Source organism: uncultured Empedobacter sp., assembly GCF_937930195.1.
Classification (GTDB): Bacteria; Bacteroidota; Bacteroidia; order Flavobacteriales; family Weeksellaceae; genus Empedobacter; species Empedobacter stercoris.
In genome coordinates, this window is the sequence record NZ_CALGVK010000069.1 from 1 (window position 1) to 19,329 (window position 19,329).

General features: G+C 31.6%; 16 protein-coding genes. 9 read left to right on the top strand and 7 right to left on the bottom strand.

All coding sequences use genetic code 11. The features are described from left to right. Window positions 1–329 precede the first annotated feature (329 nt). The 3 genes from epsC (at window position 330) to clpB (ending at window position 4,795) form a co-directional block, all read left to right on the top strand. Window positions 330–1,103: a serine O-acetyltransferase EpsC gene (epsC, locus tag Q0616_RS04195; protein ID WP_298775357.1), complete on the top strand. Its 774-nt coding sequence runs from the start codon at window positions 330–332 to the stop codon at window positions 1,101–1,103. A gap of 12 nt (window positions 1,104–1,115) precedes the next feature. Continuing rightward, window positions 1,116–2,024: a cysteine synthase A gene (gene cysK, locus Q0616_RS04200; protein WP_225541948.1), complete on the top strand. Its 909-nt coding sequence runs from the start codon at window positions 1,116–1,118 to the stop codon at window positions 2,022–2,024. A 158-nt stretch (window positions 2,025–2,182) separates the two neighbouring features. Further along, window positions 2,183–4,795 (top strand): ATP-dependent chaperone ClpB, encoded by a 2,613-nt coding sequence (gene clpB / locus Q0616_RS04205; protein WP_298775363.1) that lies wholly within the window; start codon window positions 2,183–2,185, stop codon window positions 4,793–4,795. Window positions 4,796–4,844: 49 nt separating this feature from the next. On the opposite strand, the gene Q0616_RS04210 is transcribed toward clpB, so the two are convergent. Beyond that, window positions 4,845–5,354, bottom strand: a complete 510-nt coding sequence (locus tag Q0616_RS04210) for a DUF2480 family protein (protein WP_188319520.1) — start codon at window positions 5,352–5,354, stop codon at window positions 4,845–4,847. A gap of 100 nt (window positions 5,355–5,454) precedes the next feature. Between Q0616_RS04210 and lpxB the strand changes: the two genes are divergently transcribed. The 5 genes from lpxB (at window position 5,455) to Q0616_RS04235 (ending at window position 9,162) form a co-directional block, all read left to right on the top strand. Continuing rightward, complete coding sequence (gene lpxB / locus Q0616_RS04215) at window positions 5,455–6,570, top strand: lipid-A-disaccharide synthase (protein ID WP_171622746.1); 1,116 nt, start codon at window positions 5,455–5,457, stop codon at window positions 6,568–6,570. Between the two features lie 247 nt (window positions 6,571–6,817). Then, entirely contained in the window at window positions 6,818–7,258 is a 441-nt protein-coding gene (locus tag Q0616_RS04220) for a hypothetical protein (protein WP_225541945.1), read from the top strand. A 12-nt stretch (window positions 7,259–7,270) separates the two neighbouring features. Beyond that, on the top strand, window positions 7,271–7,816 hold the full coding sequence (locus Q0616_RS04225) for a sigma-70 family RNA polymerase sigma factor (RefSeq protein ID WP_225539119.1): 546 nt from the start codon (window positions 7,271–7,273) through the stop codon (window positions 7,814–7,816). Then, window positions 7,813–8,409: a hypothetical protein gene (locus tag Q0616_RS04230; protein ID WP_298775370.1), complete on the top strand. Its 597-nt coding sequence runs from the start codon at window positions 7,813–7,815 to the stop codon at window positions 8,407–8,409. The genes Q0616_RS04225 and Q0616_RS04230 overlap by 4 nt, the downstream gene beginning before the upstream one ends. Before the next feature lie 372 nt (window positions 8,410–8,781). Continuing rightward, entirely contained in the window at window positions 8,782–9,162 is a 381-nt protein-coding gene (locus tag Q0616_RS04235) for an outer membrane beta-barrel protein (protein WP_298775385.1), read from the top strand. A gap of 15 nt (window positions 9,163–9,177) precedes the next feature. Here the strand turns inward: Q0616_RS04235 and Q0616_RS04240 are convergent, their stop codons facing one another. Then, complete coding sequence (locus Q0616_RS04240) at window positions 9,178–9,615, bottom strand: DUF2141 domain-containing protein (protein WP_260541436.1); 438 nt, start codon at window positions 9,613–9,615, stop codon at window positions 9,178–9,180. 77 nt (window positions 9,616–9,692) lie between these two features. On the opposite strand from Q0616_RS04240, the gene Q0616_RS04245 reads away from it, so the two are divergent. After that, window positions 9,693–11,666: a ComEC/Rec2 family competence protein gene (locus tag Q0616_RS04245; RefSeq protein WP_298775375.1), complete on the top strand. Its 1,974-nt coding sequence runs from the start codon at window positions 9,693–9,695 to the stop codon at window positions 11,664–11,666. Here Q0616_RS04245 and Q0616_RS04250 read toward each other — a convergent pair. The 5 genes from Q0616_RS04250 to Q0616_RS04270 all read right to left on the bottom strand — a co-directional run. Beyond that, window positions 11,656–12,099 (bottom strand): thioredoxin family protein, encoded by a 444-nt coding sequence (locus Q0616_RS04250; RefSeq protein ID WP_171622751.1) that lies wholly within the window; start codon window positions 12,097–12,099, stop codon window positions 11,656–11,658. The two genes, Q0616_RS04245 and Q0616_RS04250, sit on opposite strands and share 11 nt — an antisense overlap. A gap of 14 nt (window positions 12,100–12,113) precedes the next feature. Beyond that, window positions 12,114–14,198, bottom strand: coding sequence for a peptide MFS transporter (locus tag Q0616_RS04255; protein WP_225541940.1), 2,085 nt, complete (start codon window positions 14,196–14,198; stop codon window positions 12,114–12,116). Window positions 14,199–14,227: 29 nt separating this feature from the next. Further along, window positions 14,228–15,712 (bottom strand): peptide MFS transporter, encoded by a 1,485-nt coding sequence (locus Q0616_RS04260; protein ID WP_225541939.1) that lies wholly within the window; start codon window positions 15,710–15,712, stop codon window positions 14,228–14,230. A 118-nt stretch (window positions 15,713–15,830) separates the two neighbouring features. Further along, window positions 15,831–17,417, bottom strand: a complete 1,587-nt coding sequence (locus Q0616_RS04265; RefSeq protein ID WP_171622754.1) for a peptide MFS transporter — start codon at window positions 17,415–17,417, stop codon at window positions 15,831–15,833. Between the two features lie 26 nt (window positions 17,418–17,443). Further along, window positions 17,444–19,329: S9 family peptidase (locus tag Q0616_RS04270; RefSeq protein ID WP_298775382.1), on the bottom strand; the 1,886-nt coding region annotated here is incomplete at its 5' end.

Below are 19,329 nucleotides of genomic sequence, written 5' to 3' on the forward strand. Positions count from 1 at the left end.
ATCCTTTAAAATTTATTTCACTAAAGTAACTCTTTTTTGGTGTAAACAAAACACTGGATATTATTTTTTATTAAAATAATTGTAACCAAATAGATTTCTATGTGTTAATTGTTGATATTCAGTTAATTAAACAGGCACTTACTTTTAAATAAATAGTATATTGTTTTATTTATTTAAGTCAAAGCAGTTTACGATTATGCTTACATTATACTACTGGAGAAGATTAGTATTTGCCTTAAAAAGAGTTTTTCAGCTAGTTTTTATAAAAAAATGTAAAAAAAATGAATACATTTGTCTACTATTTTTATAGAGTTTATAGATAAATTAAAATGAATCATTTTTCAAAGTATAGTTTACCATTCAAAAAAGTGGATTTAGAACCAATAATTGAATCTATCATTTACGATGAAATTTTTCAGCAACCAAATTCAACTTACAGAAAAGAAGATTTGTTAAATCAATTCAATACTATTTTGCTAAAAATTGTTCCAGAAGAAAAATCAAATAAAATTAGTCTTTATTTCTTTGAACAATTTACGCAACTACGACAAGAATTAGAAAATCTTATTTACATTTTTTATGCGAATGACCCTGCTTCAAAATCCGAAATAGAAATTATTTTAGCCTATCCTGGTTTTTTTGCAATCGCTATCCATCGTTTAGCTAATATTTTATTCAAATTGGACACTCCAATTTTACCACGTTTTTTCTCAGAATACGCACATTCTAAAACTGGAATTGATATTCATCCTGGTGCCACAATTGGAAAAAACTTTTATATAGATCATGGTACTGGAATAGTAATTGGAGAAACAACTATTATTGGGGATGATGTCAAAATTTATCAAGGTGTAACTTTAGGAGCATTTTATGTCTCGAAGAATTTAGCGGATAAAAAACGTCATCCAACCATCGAAAATAATGTAACCATCTATGCTGGAGCTACTATTTTAGGTGGAACAACTGTAATAGGTGAAAACTCTATAATTGGAGGTAATGTTTGGATTACAGAAAGTATCGAAGATAATTCGATTGTTTATCAAGAAAATAAACCACAAATAAAGAAGCAAAAAATTGAACAACATCACGATTATATCATCTAAAAATCTATCAAAATGATTTATAATAATATCTTAGAAACCATTGGAAATACACCAATAATCAAATTGAATAAATTATTTCCAAATCATCATGTATACATAAAAATTGAGAAACAAAATCCAGGAGGATCAATCAAAGATCGTATAGCTTTGGCAATGATTGAAGATGCTGAAAAAGCAGGTATTTTACAACCTGGAGGAACAATTATCGAACCTACTTCAGGTAATACTGGTATTGGATTGTCTTTTGTAGCTGCAGTAAAAGGCTATAAAATGATTATTACAATGCCAGAATCAATGTCGATTGAACGCCGAAAAATAATGGAAGCTTATGGAGCTGAATTTGTTTTGACTCCAAAAGAATTAGGAATGAAAGGTGCAATCGCAAAAGCACAAGAATTAGCTGAAAACATAGAAGGAGCTTGGGTTCCACAACAATTTGAAAATAATTCAAATCCAACTATTCATTATACTACAACAGCCAAAGAAATTCTTGCAGATTTTCCTCAAGGAATTGATTATTTAATTACAGGTGTTGGTACGGGAGGACATCTTTCTGGTATTGGAAAAGCATTAAAAGAAGCGAATTCTTCAACTAAAGTTTTTGCTGTAGAACCAACAGATTCACCTGTGATTTCAGGAGGAAATCCTGGTCCACATGCTCTTCAAGGAATTGGAGCTGGATTTCTACCGAAAAATTTAGATTTAACTATTGTTGATCAATCAATTCAAATTACAAAAGAAGAAGCTTTTGAATTCACCAAAAAAGTTGCTAAAGAAGAAGGTTTATTTGTTGGAATTTCAACAGGTGCATCTCTTGCTGCTGTTTCTAAAAAATTGGATATAATAGGAAATGAAGCTAAAATTATAACGATAAACTATGATACAGGCGAACGTTATTTATCTGTAGAAGGTTTGTTTTAAAGTCAGTATTAACCAAAATCCTAAAGGAGACATTGTCAAAATGTCTCTTTTTTTTATTCAATAAGGTCAAAAAGTCAGTTTTTTAACATCTTATCTACTTTGGAATTTTTTTTGATGGAATAAAACCATACAAAACGAATATAAAAAACTAAGGGTCAATGGATTTTAATCAATTTACAATAAAGGGTCGAGAAGCAATACAGGCCGCGCAACAAATCGCAGTTTCACATAAAAATCAAGCGATAGAACCTGCTCATATTTTAGGAGGAATGATTGATGTTGATGAAAACGTATTATCATTAATCTTAGAAAAACAAGGTGTAAAAATGGATATGTTGAAACCTGAGCTGGATTTAGAAATCAATAAATATCCAAAAATTGAAGGTCAACAAGGAAATCATCTTTCAAATTCATCTAACCAAATTTTGCAATCTGCACAAGAAATTGCAAAAGAGATGAACGATGATTTTATCACCTTAGAGCATTTATTATTAGGTATAATCAAGAATGTATCACCTGTTAGTCAGTTATTAAAAAATAGAGGTGTAACATTCGACAACACAAAAAAATTAGTAACAGAATTGAGAAACGGAGAAAGAGTAACTTCTGAAAACGCGGAAGGAACATATAATTCATTAAACAAATACGCTAAAAATTTAACAGATTTAGCAAAAGAAGGGAAATTAGATCCTGTAATTGGTCGTGATGAAGAAATTCGTCGTGTTTTACAAATTCTATCTCGTCGAACAAAAAACAACCCAATTCTAATTGGTGAACCAGGTGTAGGTAAAACCGCTATAGCAGAAGGTTTGGCTCATCGAATTATTGATGGTGATGTACCCGAAAATCTTTTGAACAAACAAATTTTTTCATTGGATATGGGTGCTTTAGTTGCGGGAGCAAAATACAAAGGAGAATTTGAAGAGCGATTAAAAGCTGTTGTAAAAGAAGTTACTTCTTCAAATGGTGAAATTATTTTATTCATCGATGAAATTCATACACTTGTTGGTGCAGGTGGTGGTGGAGAAGGTGCTATGGATGCAGCTAATATTCTGAAACCAGCTTTGGCTCGTGGTGAATTACGTTCAATAGGAGCTACAACGTTGAATGAATATCAGAAATACTTTGAAAAAGACAAAGCTTTAGAGCGTCGTTTTCAGAAAGTAATGGTAGAAGAGCCTGATGAAGAATCTGCAATTTCGATCTTGCGTGGTATTAAAGATAAATACGAACAACATCATAAAATAGGCATCAAAGATGAAGCTATTATTGCGGCTGTAAAATTATCAACACGTTATATCACAGATCGTTTTTTACCAGATAAAGCGATTGATTTGATGGATGAAGCAGCTTCTAAATTACGTATGGAAATGAATTCTAAACCAGAAGATTTAGATAAATTAGACCGAAGAATTATTCAATTAGAAATTGAAATTGAAGCGATAAAACGTGAAAATGATGAGAAAAAATTGAATCTTTTGAAAGAAGAATTATCAAATCTTCAAGATGAAAGAAATCAATTGAACTCGAAATGGGAAGCAGAAAGAACACGTGCTGATGAAGTTCAGGATTTGAGAAAACATATCGAAAATATCAAATTTGATATCGAACGTGCAAAACGTGAATACGATTATGCAAAAGCATCTAAATTAGAATTTGAAGATTTAGTCAATGCCAAAAAAGATTTAGAAGAAGCTGAGAAAAATTTAGAAGAAAACAAACACAACAAATTGGTGAAAGAATTTGTTGATGCAGATGATATCGCAGAAGTTGTTTCGAAATGGACAGGTGTTCCTGCTCAAAAAATGATGCAATCTGATCGTGAAAAATTATTGAATTTAGAAAGCCAATTACACAAACGTGTTTTAGGGCAAGAAGAAGCTATTACAGCTGTTTCTGATGCCATTCGCCGTTCTCGTGCAGGTCTTAGCGACGAAGGAAAACCAATCGGTTCGTTCTTATTCTTAGGATCTACCGGGGTTGGTAAAACGGAGTTAGCAAAAGCTTTAGCCGAATTCTTGTTTGACGATGAAAATGCAATGACGCGTATCGACATGTCTGAGTATCAAGAACGCCATGCGGTTTCTCGTTTAGTTGGGGCACCTCCGGGCTATGTAGGTTATGATGAAGGTGGACAATTAACAGAAGCGGTTCGTCGTCGTCCTTACTCGGTTATTTTGTTAGATGAGATTGAGAAAGCGCATCCAGATGTTTTCAATATTTTGTTACAAGTTTTAGATGATGGACGTTTGACAGATAACAAAGGTCGTGTGGTCAACTTTAAAAATACAATTATCATCATGACTTCTAACTTTGGTTCGCATACAATTTTAGACAAATTTGCTGATATTGACGAAAACAATGTCCCACAGATTTATGATGAAACAAAACAACTTGTTTTTGATGAGTTAAAACAAAATTTTAGACCAGAGTTTTTAAATCGTATTGATGAAATCATATTATTCCGTCCGCTAAGTGAAAACCAAATTTCTGGAATTGTATCTATTTATTTGAATGGAGTGGCTAAAAAATTAGCACAACGAGACATCACATTAGATATTACACCAGAAGCTGTAGAATATTTAGCGAAAAAAGGATATGATCCTCAATTTGGAGCAAGACCTCTAAAAAGAGTCATTCAACAAGATGTATTAAACGAATTATCAAAAGAAATTTTGAAAGGTTCTATTAATGATAATGATGCGGTTTTAATCGATTATTTCGAAGAAAAACCAGGAGATAATAAATTAGTTTTCAGAACTAATCAATAAATTACGATTTATTGTTGTGTAAAAAATCCGCTCAATGAGCGGATTTTTTTTATTTCTTCTTTTTATAAAGTGGAACGGTACTGCATGCTTCACCAAACATTAACGAACTAACAATAGGTTGCAAACGTTCTATTAATTGAATATAAGCCGAATCTGGAACGGGTTTGTGCGAACATCCTTTTACAATTATTTTTCCATCGATATAATCATCATAAGGTAAATGATCGACAATCTCTGTGTACAAAATCGTATCCAAATCTTCTAAACTTCCGTGAACAACGCGTTTTACTATTCCCGACAAGTATGTTGCGACCAACAAATATGCCCAAGACGGAACAATTGCATCTGCTGTACACGTTAATGCAACATATTTATCTTGATATTGTGACCAATCATGATTTTTCAGATTTTCTCTAAAATCTTTTTCTCTAAGAATCAATTCTTCATATAACCAATCTTTCAAGTCAAAAACAACACGATCTCCATCAGGATAATAATCCTGTAAATCAATTGTGACTAAGCTACTATTGGCAACTTTATTTATAATCTCGTCTGACATTTTTCTTTCTTTGAAAGAGTAAATTTACGCAATAAAAAACATTGAAATCTACTCCACTTATAGATTTCTCCTATCTTTGTAAGAAGAAAAATGATTTCCATTGAAATACTATATCATTGCAGGTGAAGCTTCGGGCGATTTACACGCATCGAACTTAATGAAAGAATTAAAATTAAAAGATCCACATGCCGAATTTAGGTTTTGGGGAGGAGATTTGATGCAAGCGCAAGGCGGAACTTTAGTCAAACATTACAGAGATTTGGCGTTTATGGGGTTTGCTGAAGTTGTAATGAATTTGAAAACGATTTTAGGAAATATTTCTGTTGCCAAAAAAGACATCGAAACCTATAAACCTGATGCGGTAATTTTAGTTGACTATCCTGGTTTTAATTTAAGAATTGCAGAGTTTGTAAAAAAACTTGGAATTAAAGTTTACTATTACATTTCGCCACAAATATGGGCTTGGAAAACGGGACGAGTTCATAAAATTAAAAAAGTTGTCGATAAAATGTTTGTCATTCTTCCGTTCGAAGAAGAATTTTATCAACGTTATGATTATAAAGTCGATTTTGTAGGAAATCCTTTGTTAGATTCGCTCAATCATCTTCCCGCAATTGATGAACAACGATTTCGAAAAGAGCACAATTTAGACGAAAGACCAATTATAGCTTTGCTTCCAGGTAGTCGAACACAAGAGATTAAAGTCAAATTACCCTTGATGCTTTCTGTAGAAAAAGATTTTCCAGATTATCAGTTTGTTGTGGCAGGAGCTCCTTCTCAACCATCAGAAAATTATAAAAAAATTGTCGGAAATCAATTGAAAATTGTTGAAAATAAAACCTACGATTTATTACGTATTTCACATGCAGCCTTGGTTACATCGGGAACAGCAACATTAGAAACAGCTTTGTTAAAAGTTCCAGAAGTGGTTTGTTACAAAGGAAATGCAATTTCGTATGAGATCGGAAAACGTGTAGTGAAAAATATTCGTTTTATTTCATTGGTCAATTTAATTATGGATGAAGAAGTCGTAAAAGAATTAATACAATATGACTTAACGTACGAAAATATTAAACGAGAATTAAATCTAATATTAAATTCACCAAAACGAGATAAAATCCTTCAAGATTACGAAGAATTGTACCATAAACTTGGAGGAATTGGCGCTTCAGAAAGAACAGCAAATTTAATCGTAGAGGATTTAAAAAATAAATGAAGAGAAAAATAAAAGATTGACGCAACCTTTTATTGATTTTGTAATCTTGTAGTCTATAGATGTCATTCAGTCTATTGTTAAAAATGTTTCGGATTGACCTAACTTAAAAGTTTACAACCTTTTCTAACAAAACAATCCTCTTGATTCTCAAGAGGATTTTTAATTTATAGTGTTAAAATTAAATTTAAAACGCAACCATTTTAAAAAATTGTAATCTTACATTTATAACAATTAAAAAACTCATACAATGAAATTAATGAAGAAATTAAGCATGTTTGCTTTGGTTAGTGCTATAGGATTATCAACTTTTAGCTGTTTAGATGATGATGGAGATTTTACAAATTATGGTTTTTTACCTACAACTGATATCTATGTCCACGAAGACTCGATTAAGCCTGTTGGAGAAACAACAAACATTCATGTAACTTATCAAAAAGCAAATTCTTGTCAGAACTTTATTCAATTTAGTTCTTTAAGTGGAGATACAAAATTTAAACATCATATTGGAGTTTATGCAAGTCAAGCAAGCGGTTCTTCATGTGTACAAGAACTTACTTCAGAAACAAAAACGTTAAATTTTACTCCTAAAGAAGCTGGGCAATATACCTTAAAATTCTGGACAGGAAATAATATTGAATCAAACAAACCTATTTATGATTCAATCATTTTAGATATCAAAGAAAAATAAAGTCCAATAAGTTTGAATAAAGACTCTCTTGAATATTTAATCAAGCAATGTCAAGAACAAAATAGAAAAGCACAAGAAGAAATTTATCTTGAATTTTCACCTGTTTTGTTCTCGATATGTCTTCGCTATGCCGAAAGTTACGAAGATGCGCAAGATATTTTTCAAGAGGGATTTATTCATATCTTTAATAAGGTTAACCAATTCAAATTTGAAGGATCGTTTGAAGGATGGATGAAACGAATAATGGTAAATCTCAATTTAGAGAAATTAAAAAAGAAAAACACTTTACCATTTGAAGACTATGAAAAACTCATTATAACACAAGATGACGACGAAGATATTGAGGATAATTTTGATTATCAACAATTATTAGAAGTTGTTCATAATCTTCCACCTCAGTACAGGCAAGTTTTTAACCTCTATGTTTTTGAAGAATTTACACACCAAGAAATTGCAGAAATGTTAAATATTTCGGTAGGAACTTCAAAATCAAACTTATCAAGAGCGCGAAATTTATTAAAACAAAAACTCAACCTTTTAAAAACTGTCAACAAATGAACAAATTAGATCAACATATTAAAGATAAACTCTCTCAACCACAATTACCACCGACAGATGCGTGGAAAAATATTCAACAAAAATTGGATGAAAAAGAGAAGAAAAAACGTATTGTTCCGATTTTTTATTGGATAAGTTCTACTGCAGCATGTTTGGTTGCTGGAATTTCGGTGTATTATTATTTTAATCAAAATGATGCGACTACAAATCATCCGTTTCCAACGAATGAAATTGTAAAAACTAACATAAATTCTAATCAAAACTTTTCAAATAAAAATGAAAATGTAGAGGAGAAAAATTCTTTTAAAAATCCAGTAACTTCAACAATAAACAATCTTCCACAAGATGATAATATGACTAAACAACCAAATTCATATTTTGATGAATTAAATAAAAAGTCAACGTTGTTTTCTACTACAAATCAAAAAGAAGAAAATCAAACACAAAAATTTCCCCTAAATAATTCTTTCCAAAACGAGCTATCAGACCAAAAGAATAACTCTTTTAGTGAGAAAGGAAATAATTTTCAGCAAAATACTATCCTAAAAAATCAAGACGAAAAACCATTAGAATTGGTTCTTGAAGAAGAATAGAAGAAAAAAGAAGAGGAAAAAATAGAAAGCAAACCTCAAGCGCCTATTCTGGCCATTTCTTCTTATGTTAATCCAACCATAATATTAGATTCAAAGTCTATTTTAGCGAATGAATTTAACGATTATAACATCAAAAACAGCATTACAGTTGCGTATGGTGCAAAAGTTTCGGTTCGAATAAATAAAAATTTAAACATCCGTTCTGGTATTGCTAAAGTGGAGTTACAACAGCATACAACAAATGTTAATTCTGGAATCAATACTGGGATTTCTGCACTTTCTGCAAACGCTCCAAAATCATCTAATAACATTAATTAGCACACTAATATTAGAGTAGTTGCCAATAATGCCTCTCAAAGTACAATGATGACTATGCTTTCTTCTGAAACAAATAACATGGAACAAAAAATTAATTACATTGAAGTTCCTGTAGAAGCAGAATACAAATTAGCAAGTTTCGATAAGTTTAACCTTCTTGCAACAGCGGGAGGAAGTTATTATATTCTTACAAAAAACTCCATTTCTTTGGCAGATACCAACACAAAATCTCGATACAAGTTGGGTGAAGCAAATAACTTGAACAATACAAGTTATAGCGCAAATGCTGGTGTTAAATTGGAGTATAATTTATCGAATAAATCGAGTATAAATCTTGAACCAAATTATAGGTATATGATTAATCCTTTGAAAAATGTAGATACCAAAAATCCTTCTTTATTCGGATTGAATTTAGGCTTATCGATTAAATTTTAATCCATAAAGACGAGGTTAATCATCGCCTTTATTATTATTCAATTTTATTGAAATCGTATTATTTTCTTCTGTCATTTCTATTTTTGCTTCCTCAAAAGTAGGTTCCCTTAAAATAGGATCTAAATTCTTCGAAAAACCATAAGGTTCTTTACGAACCCCTAAAAAACTCTTATCAAGTTTCTTGTTGTTATTGGTATCTAAATACACTTTTACGGCATAAAAAGTAGGTTCGATATCTTTAAAAACCGTTTCATATTTATCAATGTCAGCAACAGGAATATATAATTTCTTGAATGCATTTTGACCTTTTGTATAATTTTCTACATTTCTATAAAACTCAATTGCCAGATTTCCCTTCGTTTTTTTAAGATTTGTAATTGTTAACTTCACATCAATCTGTGCCATAGCTACTTGAGTGAAAAATAACACAATTAGTATAATAATTTTCTTCATTTCTCTATTTTTTTTAATCAACTCATTTACAAATGATTAAAACCTACTATTTATAAATATTGTCTTAAATTATTGGGGTGAAAAAATATCTATTCTTTATCCTAACAATTTGTTTCTCAATTGGAATAATTATTTCTGAATTATTAATTCCTGCTACAAATTTACGAATTATATTTTTTCTACTGATTATTCTTCTTTTTATCTCCCTATTAAATAATCAGAATCGTCAAAATATCATTCCTTTTTTAATCATTTCGCCTATTTTAGGCTATTATATTCACCAGAATTATAATCAATATTCAAAAAATATCATTGAATCCGACTCAAAAGCTCATCTCTTAAAAGTCTACTACAATTCAAATTCAACTGAAAAATACACAAATTATATTGTTAAGGACATTGAAAATAACAAACAAATTTTACTTCATTTAAAATCTCAACAAACAAAATTATATCCAAATGATGAAGTGATTGTATATGGTCAAGAAACCGAAATTCAAGGTCCTCTAAATCCTTTTCAATTTGATTACAAACGTTTCTTAAATAGAAAAAGAACTTATTCACAATTAGTTGCAAACGAAATAATTTCTATTCACAAAGAAGGAACAGGTTTTCGAAATTGGTCTGCAAAATCGAAAGTTATCATTAGAGAACAATTAACCAAACAAGGTTATTCGCTCGAAAGTAGAGCTATTATTTCTTCGATGCTTTTGGGCGATAGAACAGAACTTTCTCAAGAACTTAATCAAAGTTATGTTGCTACTGGAGTCGTTCATATTTTATCAATTTCTGGACTTCATGTGATGATGATTTTCATGATCCTACAATTCGTTTTGCAACCTTTATTAAGTTTAAAATATGGTTGTAAAGTTAGAATTATTATCAGTTTGATTTGTATTTGGCTCTTTGCATTTTATGTTGAATTACAACCGCCTGTTTTTCGTTCTGCATTGATGATTTCTATTTATTATATCAGCGAATTACTCAATCGTCCTAAAAATATTTACCACACCCTTTCGCTTTCTGCATTCATTATTTTGGTGTTTCAACCTAATCTTTTGTTTGATGTTGGCTTTCAATTAAGCTTTTCGGCTGTCTTTTTTATTGTATGGCTTAATCCAATTTTCGAACATTTTTGGAAAGTGAAAAATAGTTTTCTGAAGAAAATAAAGATTATGATATCAACAAGTTTATCTGCTCAATTGGGTACATTACCTGTTTCTGTTTTCTATTTTAATCAGTTTTCTGGCTTGTTTTTATTTGGAAACTTAGTGTTGATTCCTGCTTCTTTTTTTATGATTTGTGGCGGAATAATTAGTATTGTTTTAATTATCATTAAGGTCGAAATTCCAGCTTATACGTGGGTTTTTAATCAATTTATTTCTATCATTAATCAATACATTTATTGGTTATCTGATTTTAATTTTATAGCAAAAGAAGTCTACATTAGTCTATTCACAGCAATGTTGATTGGCGTTATTTTATATTTTCTGAAACCATTGTTCCTCAAAAAATCGACAACTGCTTTATTCATTTGCTTGACTTGTTTATTGGTGATTCAAATGGAACGATTGTACCACGTTTATCAATTGAATAAGTCGAATGAATTAATCGTTTTTAATCAATACAAGAATAGTATAATTGGAATACGAAATCAACGTTATTTAGTTGTTCTAAGCGAAAAACCTTTAGACGAAAAAACGTATAATTTTACGATTAAACCTTATAAAATTCATCAACGAATTAAACAAGTAGATTTCTATTCTTATCATTCATCTTTTCGACATCAATATTTTATCAAACATCCACATTCAATCGAAACTAAATCATTTAAACTCCTATTAGATGAAGAACATTCCGATATTTCTGATCTTCCTTTTTATGTGTTGATTCATCAGTCTAACCCATATTCATTCGAAAAAAATAGTCAATTAAAAAGGGTAATTGCTGATGCCAGCAACTACCCTTCTGTTGTTTCAGAATTAGAAAATAAATTCGATTCTGTTTTATGGAAAACCTCTACACAAGGTTATTTCTTAATTAAATTTTGATATCAGTTATGAAATCAGATGAACTACGATAACCTAAAACAATTTTATTGATATCTCCTTTGCCATTCATCAATACAGTAGCAGGATAACTCAATTGTCCGTTTGTTAGCGCATAAGCCAAATAATTTGCTTTTGCAGGAGCAATATATGTATATTGAATTCCCATGAATTTCACCATATCTTTTGTTTCTGCATCAAATTTTACAGCAATATAATTGTTGTTTACATATTCTGAAACTTGAGCATTTGCAAAGGTTTCTTTGTCTAAACGCTTACAGAATCCACACCAAGTAGTATAGAAATTAATCAATACAGGTTTTTCTGGATGTGCTTTGATTTCCTTTGACGCTTCCTCTAAGGATAACCATTTAATTTCTTGTCCGAAAAGAAATGACGATAAAATTAACGTTGCGATGACTAAACTTGATTTCATAATTTCAATCTTTATTATTTAACTCCGTGCATCAATTTCTTCATTATTGGATTTAATGCAATAACGATTAAACCTGCTACAATTGGAACAATTGTAAAGATTAAGAAGAAAGTTGATAACGAGTATTCTTTTGTAATATTTTCGATTTGACCTCCTAAAATAGCTGCCAATTTGTTACCAATTGCAATTGCAAGGTACCACATTCCGAACATAAATGCAATCATACGTGCTGGTACTAATTTCGAAACATACGAAAGTCCAACTGGTGATAAACAGAGTTCACCTAATGTGTGGAACAAGTAAGCCAATACTAACCAAATAATCGAAACACGAACACCTTCTGAGATTCCGTAAGAACCGAAAGCTAAGAAACCGAATCCGATTGCCATAATGATTAATCCTAAACCATATTTTACTGAAGCTGAAGGGTTATATTTAGAATCCCAAATACGAGAAACTAAGGATGCTAAAGCAATAATGAAGAACGAGTTTAAAGTAGAAAACCAAGAAACGGTAATCTCTACTTGACTATCCTTAATTTCTGCAACTTTAGCAGGTACAATTTCAGACGGTTTATTTTGATTTTTATATTCAGCATCTAATTTTACTAAACTTTCTGGAGAAACTAATACAAATTTATCTCCTTCTTTGTGAATGTTAATCGCCGTTCCTTGTGTCAAAGCATCTTGAGAAGCTAAATTAATCACGTCATCTACAATGACATCTGTTGGTTTTGCAACATAAGAAGCCGTTACTGGTTCTAAGTTAAAAGTTGCTTGTCCTTTATCGTCTAAAACAGGTTTTCCTGCATCATCTACTTTTGCTGTTTTGATTGCTTGGTACGAAACATCGTAAGAGTGAGAAGACCAGTTGTAGTTTAACATCCAAATAGCAGCAGCCCAAATTCCTAAGAAAGTAAATGCTAAAACGACATTAGATGCGGCAGCTTTTTTGAATGTTTGTTTTGCTAACAAAAACAATACATACGTGATAAACAATAATGGAATAACTGTTAATAACGTATTGAAGATATTGAATGCCATTGCAGCTCCTCCAATTAAATTACGTTCTGTATTATCACGTGCAAAAATAACTAACGATGTAGCTCCTTGCTCGAAAGACATCCAGAAGAAAATAACGAAGAATGCGAAAATAATAACCGCAATCATACGGTCGCGAACAACTTTTGTGTAATTCGCTAAACGACGAATCACGACAAAGAAGAACATGAATAATGCAATTAAAATGACTACATTTTGTCCTGCTAATCCTCCTATTGAAAAGTCAAATAAATTAATTCCTCCAATTGCATTTAAGGGATCATTGAACGCATATCCTAAACCTAATAACGTCATTATAACGATTAAGATTTGATCTAAAATAGTAAAAGGATTTGGTTTTTCACCTGGCTCATATTTTGGTGTTTCATCGTCAGCAGTAATTTGATTTCCAGTTTTTGATGGAACTTCACCTATATGTCCAAATAATGGTTTAGCCAACCAGAATTGCAATGTTCCTAATAACATAAAGATTCCAGCTAATCCGAATCCCCAGTGCCATCCAACTTTTTCTGCTAAGAATCCACATAACATCATTCCGAAGAATGCACCAGCGTTAACTCCCATATAGAAGATTGTGTAAGCACCATCTTTTTTCTCTGGGAAATCTTTATACATTTCTGATAATATTGATGTCATGTTTGGCTTAAAGAATCCTGTTCCAATTACCAAACATCCTAATCCTAAGTATAAAAATAATGGAGTGTCAAAGGCCATAAAAGCGTGACCTAACGTCATAATTATCGCCCCTACAACTACTGCCCATCGATAACCTATGTATTTATCGGCAATAATACCTCCAAAAATAGGCGTAATGTATAGTAACATTGCGTAGGTTCCGTATAAAGCTGTTGCCTTTTCAATAGACCATTCCCAGCCTGGATTTAAACCAATAACTGCAGCTGTTAAAAACTGAATTAATAAAACGCGCATTCCGTAGAATGAAAAACGCTCCCACATCTCTGTAAAGAAAAGCACGAACAAACCCGAAGGATGCCCAAGTACTTTTGAATCAAAGAAATTTTCCGATTTTGAACTCATGTTTGTTTGTTAAAAGTATTTCTTAAAAGTTATTTTACGTCTTGCATTAATTTGCGAATTAATGGGGATAAAGCGATTACAATAATACCAGCTATTAATGAATATAAAGCTAATTGTTGATAACCATCTGTATAAGCCATTAATTTATCCATTAATGAAGCATTTTCGTTTGGAGAAGACATTCCCGCTCCTAAAATACCAGCCAAATATTGTCCATAAGCAGAAGCTAAGAACCAAAGCCCCATCATCATTCCTCCTAAATGCTTAGGTGATAACTTTGTTACCATCGATAAACCAATTGGAGAAAGACATAATTCTGCTATTGTTACAACGAAATACGCTAAAGCAAATATCTCTAATGAAGATAATCCGTTTTCATCTGCAAAGAATCTTAACGAATAGAAAATGTAATATGCACCTGCTAACATTAAGAACGCTAAACCAAATTTTACAACTGTATTTGGTTCAATTTTCTTTTTAGCCATCCATAACCAAACTAATCCTAATAAAGGTGCAAAAATGATTACGTATAAAGAGTTTGCACTGTTATTTACAATATTTGGATCTAATGGAACTGAGAATAAAGTAGAATGTAAATTTTTATTCGCAAACAAAGCTAAAGAACCTCCTGCTTGTTCGAAGATTGCAAAGAATAAAATAGAAAATGCAATCATAATAAAGGCTGCAATAAACTTACTTTTATCTTTAGAATCTGGAATTTTATATAATTGGATTAAAAAATAAATGATTGCTAATGGTCCAACAATAAACATAAACATATCTGTATATGCCGTATTATGAATCATAATAAAGATTAATGGAATACAAGCTATTGCACCTGCATAAACTGCAATTTCGCGAATTAATCGTTTTTTAGGATCCATTTTTATTAGAGGTGAATCACCAATTGGTCCTAATTCATTTCTAATAAATAGGAACAACACAACCCCAATAATCATCACAATACCTGCAGCTAAGAAAGCTAAGTTCCAGCTCACTTGTTTTCCTAAATAAACACAAACAATACCTCCTAAAAAGGCACCAATGTTAATTCCCGAATAAAATAATCCAAAACCAGCATCACGACGTGGATCGCCTGGTTTATAAAGTTCTCCAACCATCGAAGAAATATTTGGTTTGAAGAATCCTGTTCCGATAATACTCAGTGTAATCCCGTAGTAAAAGAAATGATGAGGGTCTGCAGCAATTAATAAGTTTCCTGCAACCATAACCAATCCTCCAAAAACTAAAGACTTTTTGAAACCTAAAATTTTATCAGCAAAAATACCTCCTACAAACGTAAACGCGTAAACAAAGGCTTGGATTGCGCCATATTTCAAATTCGATTCTGCATCTGTAAGTCCTAACATATCTACCATAAAAATGGCAAGAACTCCTCTCATTCCGTAAAAGCAAAAACGCTCCCACATTTCTACCATAAACAAATGCCAAAGCTGCTTTGGGTATTTTCCCTCAAAGTTTTGAATTTGATCCAACGTTAATTTTTGACTCATGATTTTTTAACTATGCACTAATATATCCTTTAGATTTTATTAGCAATCAACGAAAGTAAAAAAAACCTCTGACAAAGCAGAGGTTTTTTTTACTTATTCAATGATTTTTGTCAAATTATTAATTTATTCCGTGCATCATTCGTTTTAAAACAGGATTTAATGCAATTAATATAATCGCAGTAATCGCAGGGATAATTGCGAATATCATAAAGAAATAAGACATTGAATGTGTTTCTACAATCTGATCTATATACGATCCTAAGAAACCTCCAATAAAGTTTGCAATTGCAGATGCACAAAACCAAAAACCAAATAATAAGCCTAAGAATTTCTTTGGAGATAATTTTGATACATAAGACAATCCCACTGGAGATAAACATAACTCTCCTGATGTATGAAAGAAATAGGCAATAATTAACCAAATCATACTTACAGAAGCTGTTTTTGCTCCCTGAGGTATTTCGCTTGCTCCATAAGCTAAAGCTGCAAACCCTACTCCAACTAAGAATAATCCTAATGCAAACTTAATTGGTCCTGAAGGATTCCACATTTTTTCCCAAAACTTACTAAATGATGAAGCTAAAGCAATAATAAAAAAGGAATTCAAGATTTGAAACCAAGAAGCCGCAACCTCTGTTTCTACAGAATTAAATTCTCTGAAAATTTTCCATAAACCTAATCCCCAAATAATTACAAATGAAACTGCGGTAAAAATAATGGTTAGAGGGTATTGTTTATAAATCTTTTTTGCAAGCGCATATAAAACAAGTGTTACAATTGCTATCGGAACAACCGTCAAAATAGCATCAACCCATTTAAAAGTTGTTGCAGCATTTCCTTCTAAAACACGCTGTGTATAATCTTTCGCAAAAATAGACATTGACCCTCCCGCTTGTTCAAAAGCTAAGAAGAATACAATACTTGCTAACATTAAAACAGCAACAACTATTAATCGATCTCTTACCACAGCAGCAGATGTCTGTACTTCTGGCTCTTCTTCGTGATTTGCAATTTTTTTGTCATGAAAAGCTTTTACTTCTTTCGGAGATTCTCCAATTATACCAAAAATCTTTTCTCCAAAATAAAACTGTAACATTCCAAAGAACATAAAAACTCCAGCTAATCCAAAACCATAATGCCAGCCTACTTTTTCACCGATATATCCACACAATAACATCCCTAAGAATGCACCAGCGTTAATACCCATGTAGAAAATTGTATAACCTGCATCTTTTTTAGCACTTGTATCAGGGTATAAATTTCCAACCATTGAAGAAATATTTGGCTTGAACATCCCATTACCCAGAATCATTAATCCTAACCCCAAATAGAAAAACCAAGGAGCTATTCCTTCAAAAGCCATTGATAAATGACCTAATGTCATAATCAAAGCACCTATTAAAATTGCTTTTTTATAACCTGTAAATTTATCTGCAATGATTCCTCCTAATAAAGGTGTTAAATATACCAACCCTGTATAGGTTCCGTATAATTTCATAGCTTCGGCATTTGTCCATTCCCAACCTCCATCTGCAATTGTACTGATTAAGAATAATGTCAACAATGCACGCATTCCGTAATAACTGAATCGTTCCCACATTTCTGTAAAGAACAATACAAATAATCCAGCAGGATGACCATTTACCATTTTATCGTCCATCCCCAAACTATGAAGATGTTTAACTAAACTATTGTCTTGACTCATATTTCTTGTGTTAAATTTTTAGAAAGTTATAAATTCTTTTTAATAAAATTTGTCATCTTACGGTAAAGCTGTACACGTGTATTTCCACCATAAATTCCATGGTCCTTATCGGTATAGATTGCCATATCAAAATCTTTATTTGCTTGTACCAACGCTTCCGATAATTCGTATGTGTTTTGTGCATGTACATTATCATCTGCAGATCCAGAAATCAACAAGAAGTTACCTTTCAAATCATTTGCATAATTAATAGGTGAATTGTCATCATATCCAGATGCATTTTCTTGTGGTGTACGCATAAAACGCTCCGTATAAACCGTGTCATAATAACGCCAATTGGTAACAGGTGCTACTGCAATCGCCGCTTTGAACACATCATTTCCTTTAAACAAAACATTAGATGCCATAAATCCTCCGTAAGACCAACCCCAAATTCCGATTCGTGAATTATCAACATAAGGTAATTTCCCAATTTCTTTTGCTGCTGCAATCTGATCTTCTACCTCATATTTACCCAATTGTAAATACGTTTGTTTTTTGAATGCTTCTCCTTTATAACCTGTTCCACGTCCATCAACACAGAAAACAATATACCCTTCTTGTGCCAACATCATGTGCCAATAATCGTTTGAATTGAAGTACGAATTGTTGACATTCTGAGAACCTGGACCAGAATATTGATACATCAACACAGGATATTTTTTGTCTGCATCAAAGTCTTTTGGTTTTATCACATACGCGTTCAATTCGTTTCCTGCAGCAGTTTTCAAAACAAATAATTCTTTTGTCCCGATATTATCTGCATTCAATTTTTCTTTTACAGATGTATTGTCAACGATAACTCCTAAGTCTTTGCCTGATTTAGAATCTACTAAACTAATTGTTCTTGGCGTAGTGATAGAGGAAAAAGTATTAATGAAATACGTAAAATTCTTACTAAAAGCAGCCGAATTTGTCCCATTATTCTTCGTTAACATCGTTGTTTTCTTACCATCTAAACTAACAGCTGAAATTTGTCTTTCTGTCGAAATACGTTTCCCGTTATTAGAATTTGATTGATAATAAAGCGTTTTGTTTGCCGGATTATACCCATAATAATTCGTTACTTCCCACTCGCCTTTTGTAATTTGATTGATTAACTTTCCGTTATCGGCATAATGGTAAATATGATTATTTCCATCGCGCTCAGAAGTCCATAAGAACGAATTATCCGCTAAAAACTCTACAGTTAAGTTATCTGTCTCAATCCACGCTTTATTCGTTTCTGTAAATAATTTATTTACTTTTTTAGTTGTGATGTCATAAAACGACACATCAACATTATTTTGATGACGATTAGATGTTACAACAGTTAATAAATTCGCCTTTTTAGAAAACTTAATTTTTGGAATATAATAATTCTGAACTCCTTTTAAATCAACATTTGATGTAGTGTTATTCTTCGTATCAAAAACATGCAACGAAACAACCGAGTTGTCCTCTCCTGCTTTTGGATATTTGTATCTTAACTCTTGTGGATAAAGATTGTTGTGGTAAATCGGAATATTAATCTCTTTTACCTTCGATTCATCAAAACGAACATAGGCCAAAGACGTTCCATCTGCATTCCAATCAAAATTTCTTACAAAACCAAACTCTTCTTCGTAAACCCAATCATTTATCCCATTGATAATGTTATTCTTTTTACCATCAGTGGTAACTTGCGTTACTTTATTTGTTTTAAGATCCTGAATGTATAAATTATTTTCAAAAGCAAAAGCTACTTTAGATGCATCTGGCGAAAACAAAGGTTCTTGAATTTTCTTCCCATCAAAAACAACTACTTTCGATTTCGTTTGTGTATCATATACTTCAAATTTTGCTGTAAATGAATGGCGATAAATCCCTTTCGTTTCTGTTTGCAATAATACAT

What these genes read in the sequence shown, in the direction of transcription:
- cysK (WP_225541948.1), top strand. Translation starts at nt 1,116, where the DNA reads ATGATTTATAATAATATCTTAGAAACCATTGGAAATACACCAATAATC.
- Q0616_RS04220 (WP_225541945.1), top strand. Translation starts at nt 6,818, where the DNA reads ATGAAATTAATGAAGAAATTAAGCATGTTTGCTTTGGTTAGTGCTATA.
- Q0616_RS04255 (WP_225541940.1), bottom strand. Translation starts at nt 14,198, where the DNA reads ATGAGTTCAAAATCGGAAAATTTCTTTGATTCAAAAGTACTTGGGCAT.
- epsC (WP_298775357.1), top strand. Translation starts at nt 330, where the DNA reads ATGAATCATTTTTCAAAGTATAGTTTACCATTCAAAAAAGTGGATTTA.
- clpB (WP_298775363.1), top strand. Translation starts at nt 2,183, where the DNA reads ATGGATTTTAATCAATTTACAATAAAGGGTCGAGAAGCAATACAGGCC.
- Q0616_RS04240 (WP_260541436.1), bottom strand. Translation starts at nt 9,615, where the DNA reads ATGAAGAAAATTATTATACTAATTGTGTTATTTTTCACTCAAGTAGCT.
- Q0616_RS04230 (WP_298775370.1), top strand. Translation starts at nt 7,813, where the DNA reads ATGAACAAATTAGATCAACATATTAAAGATAAACTCTCTCAACCACAA.
- Q0616_RS04235 (WP_298775385.1), top strand. Translation starts at nt 8,782, where the DNA reads ATGCTTTCTTCTGAAACAAATAACATGGAACAAAAAATTAATTACATT.
- Q0616_RS04250 (WP_171622751.1), bottom strand. Translation starts at nt 12,099, where the DNA reads ATGAAATCAAGTTTAGTCATCGCAACGTTAATTTTATCGTCATTTCTT.
- Q0616_RS04265 (WP_171622754.1), bottom strand. Translation starts at nt 17,417, where the DNA reads ATGAGTCAAGACAATAGTTTAGTTAAACATCTTCATAGTTTGGGGATG.
- Q0616_RS04210 (WP_188319520.1), bottom strand. Translation starts at nt 5,354, where the DNA reads ATGTCAGACGAGATTATAAATAAAGTTGCCAATAGTAGCTTAGTCACA.
- Q0616_RS04260 (WP_225541939.1), bottom strand. Translation starts at nt 15,712, where the DNA reads ATGAGTCAAAAATTAACGTTGGATCAAATTCAAAACTTTGAGGGAAAA.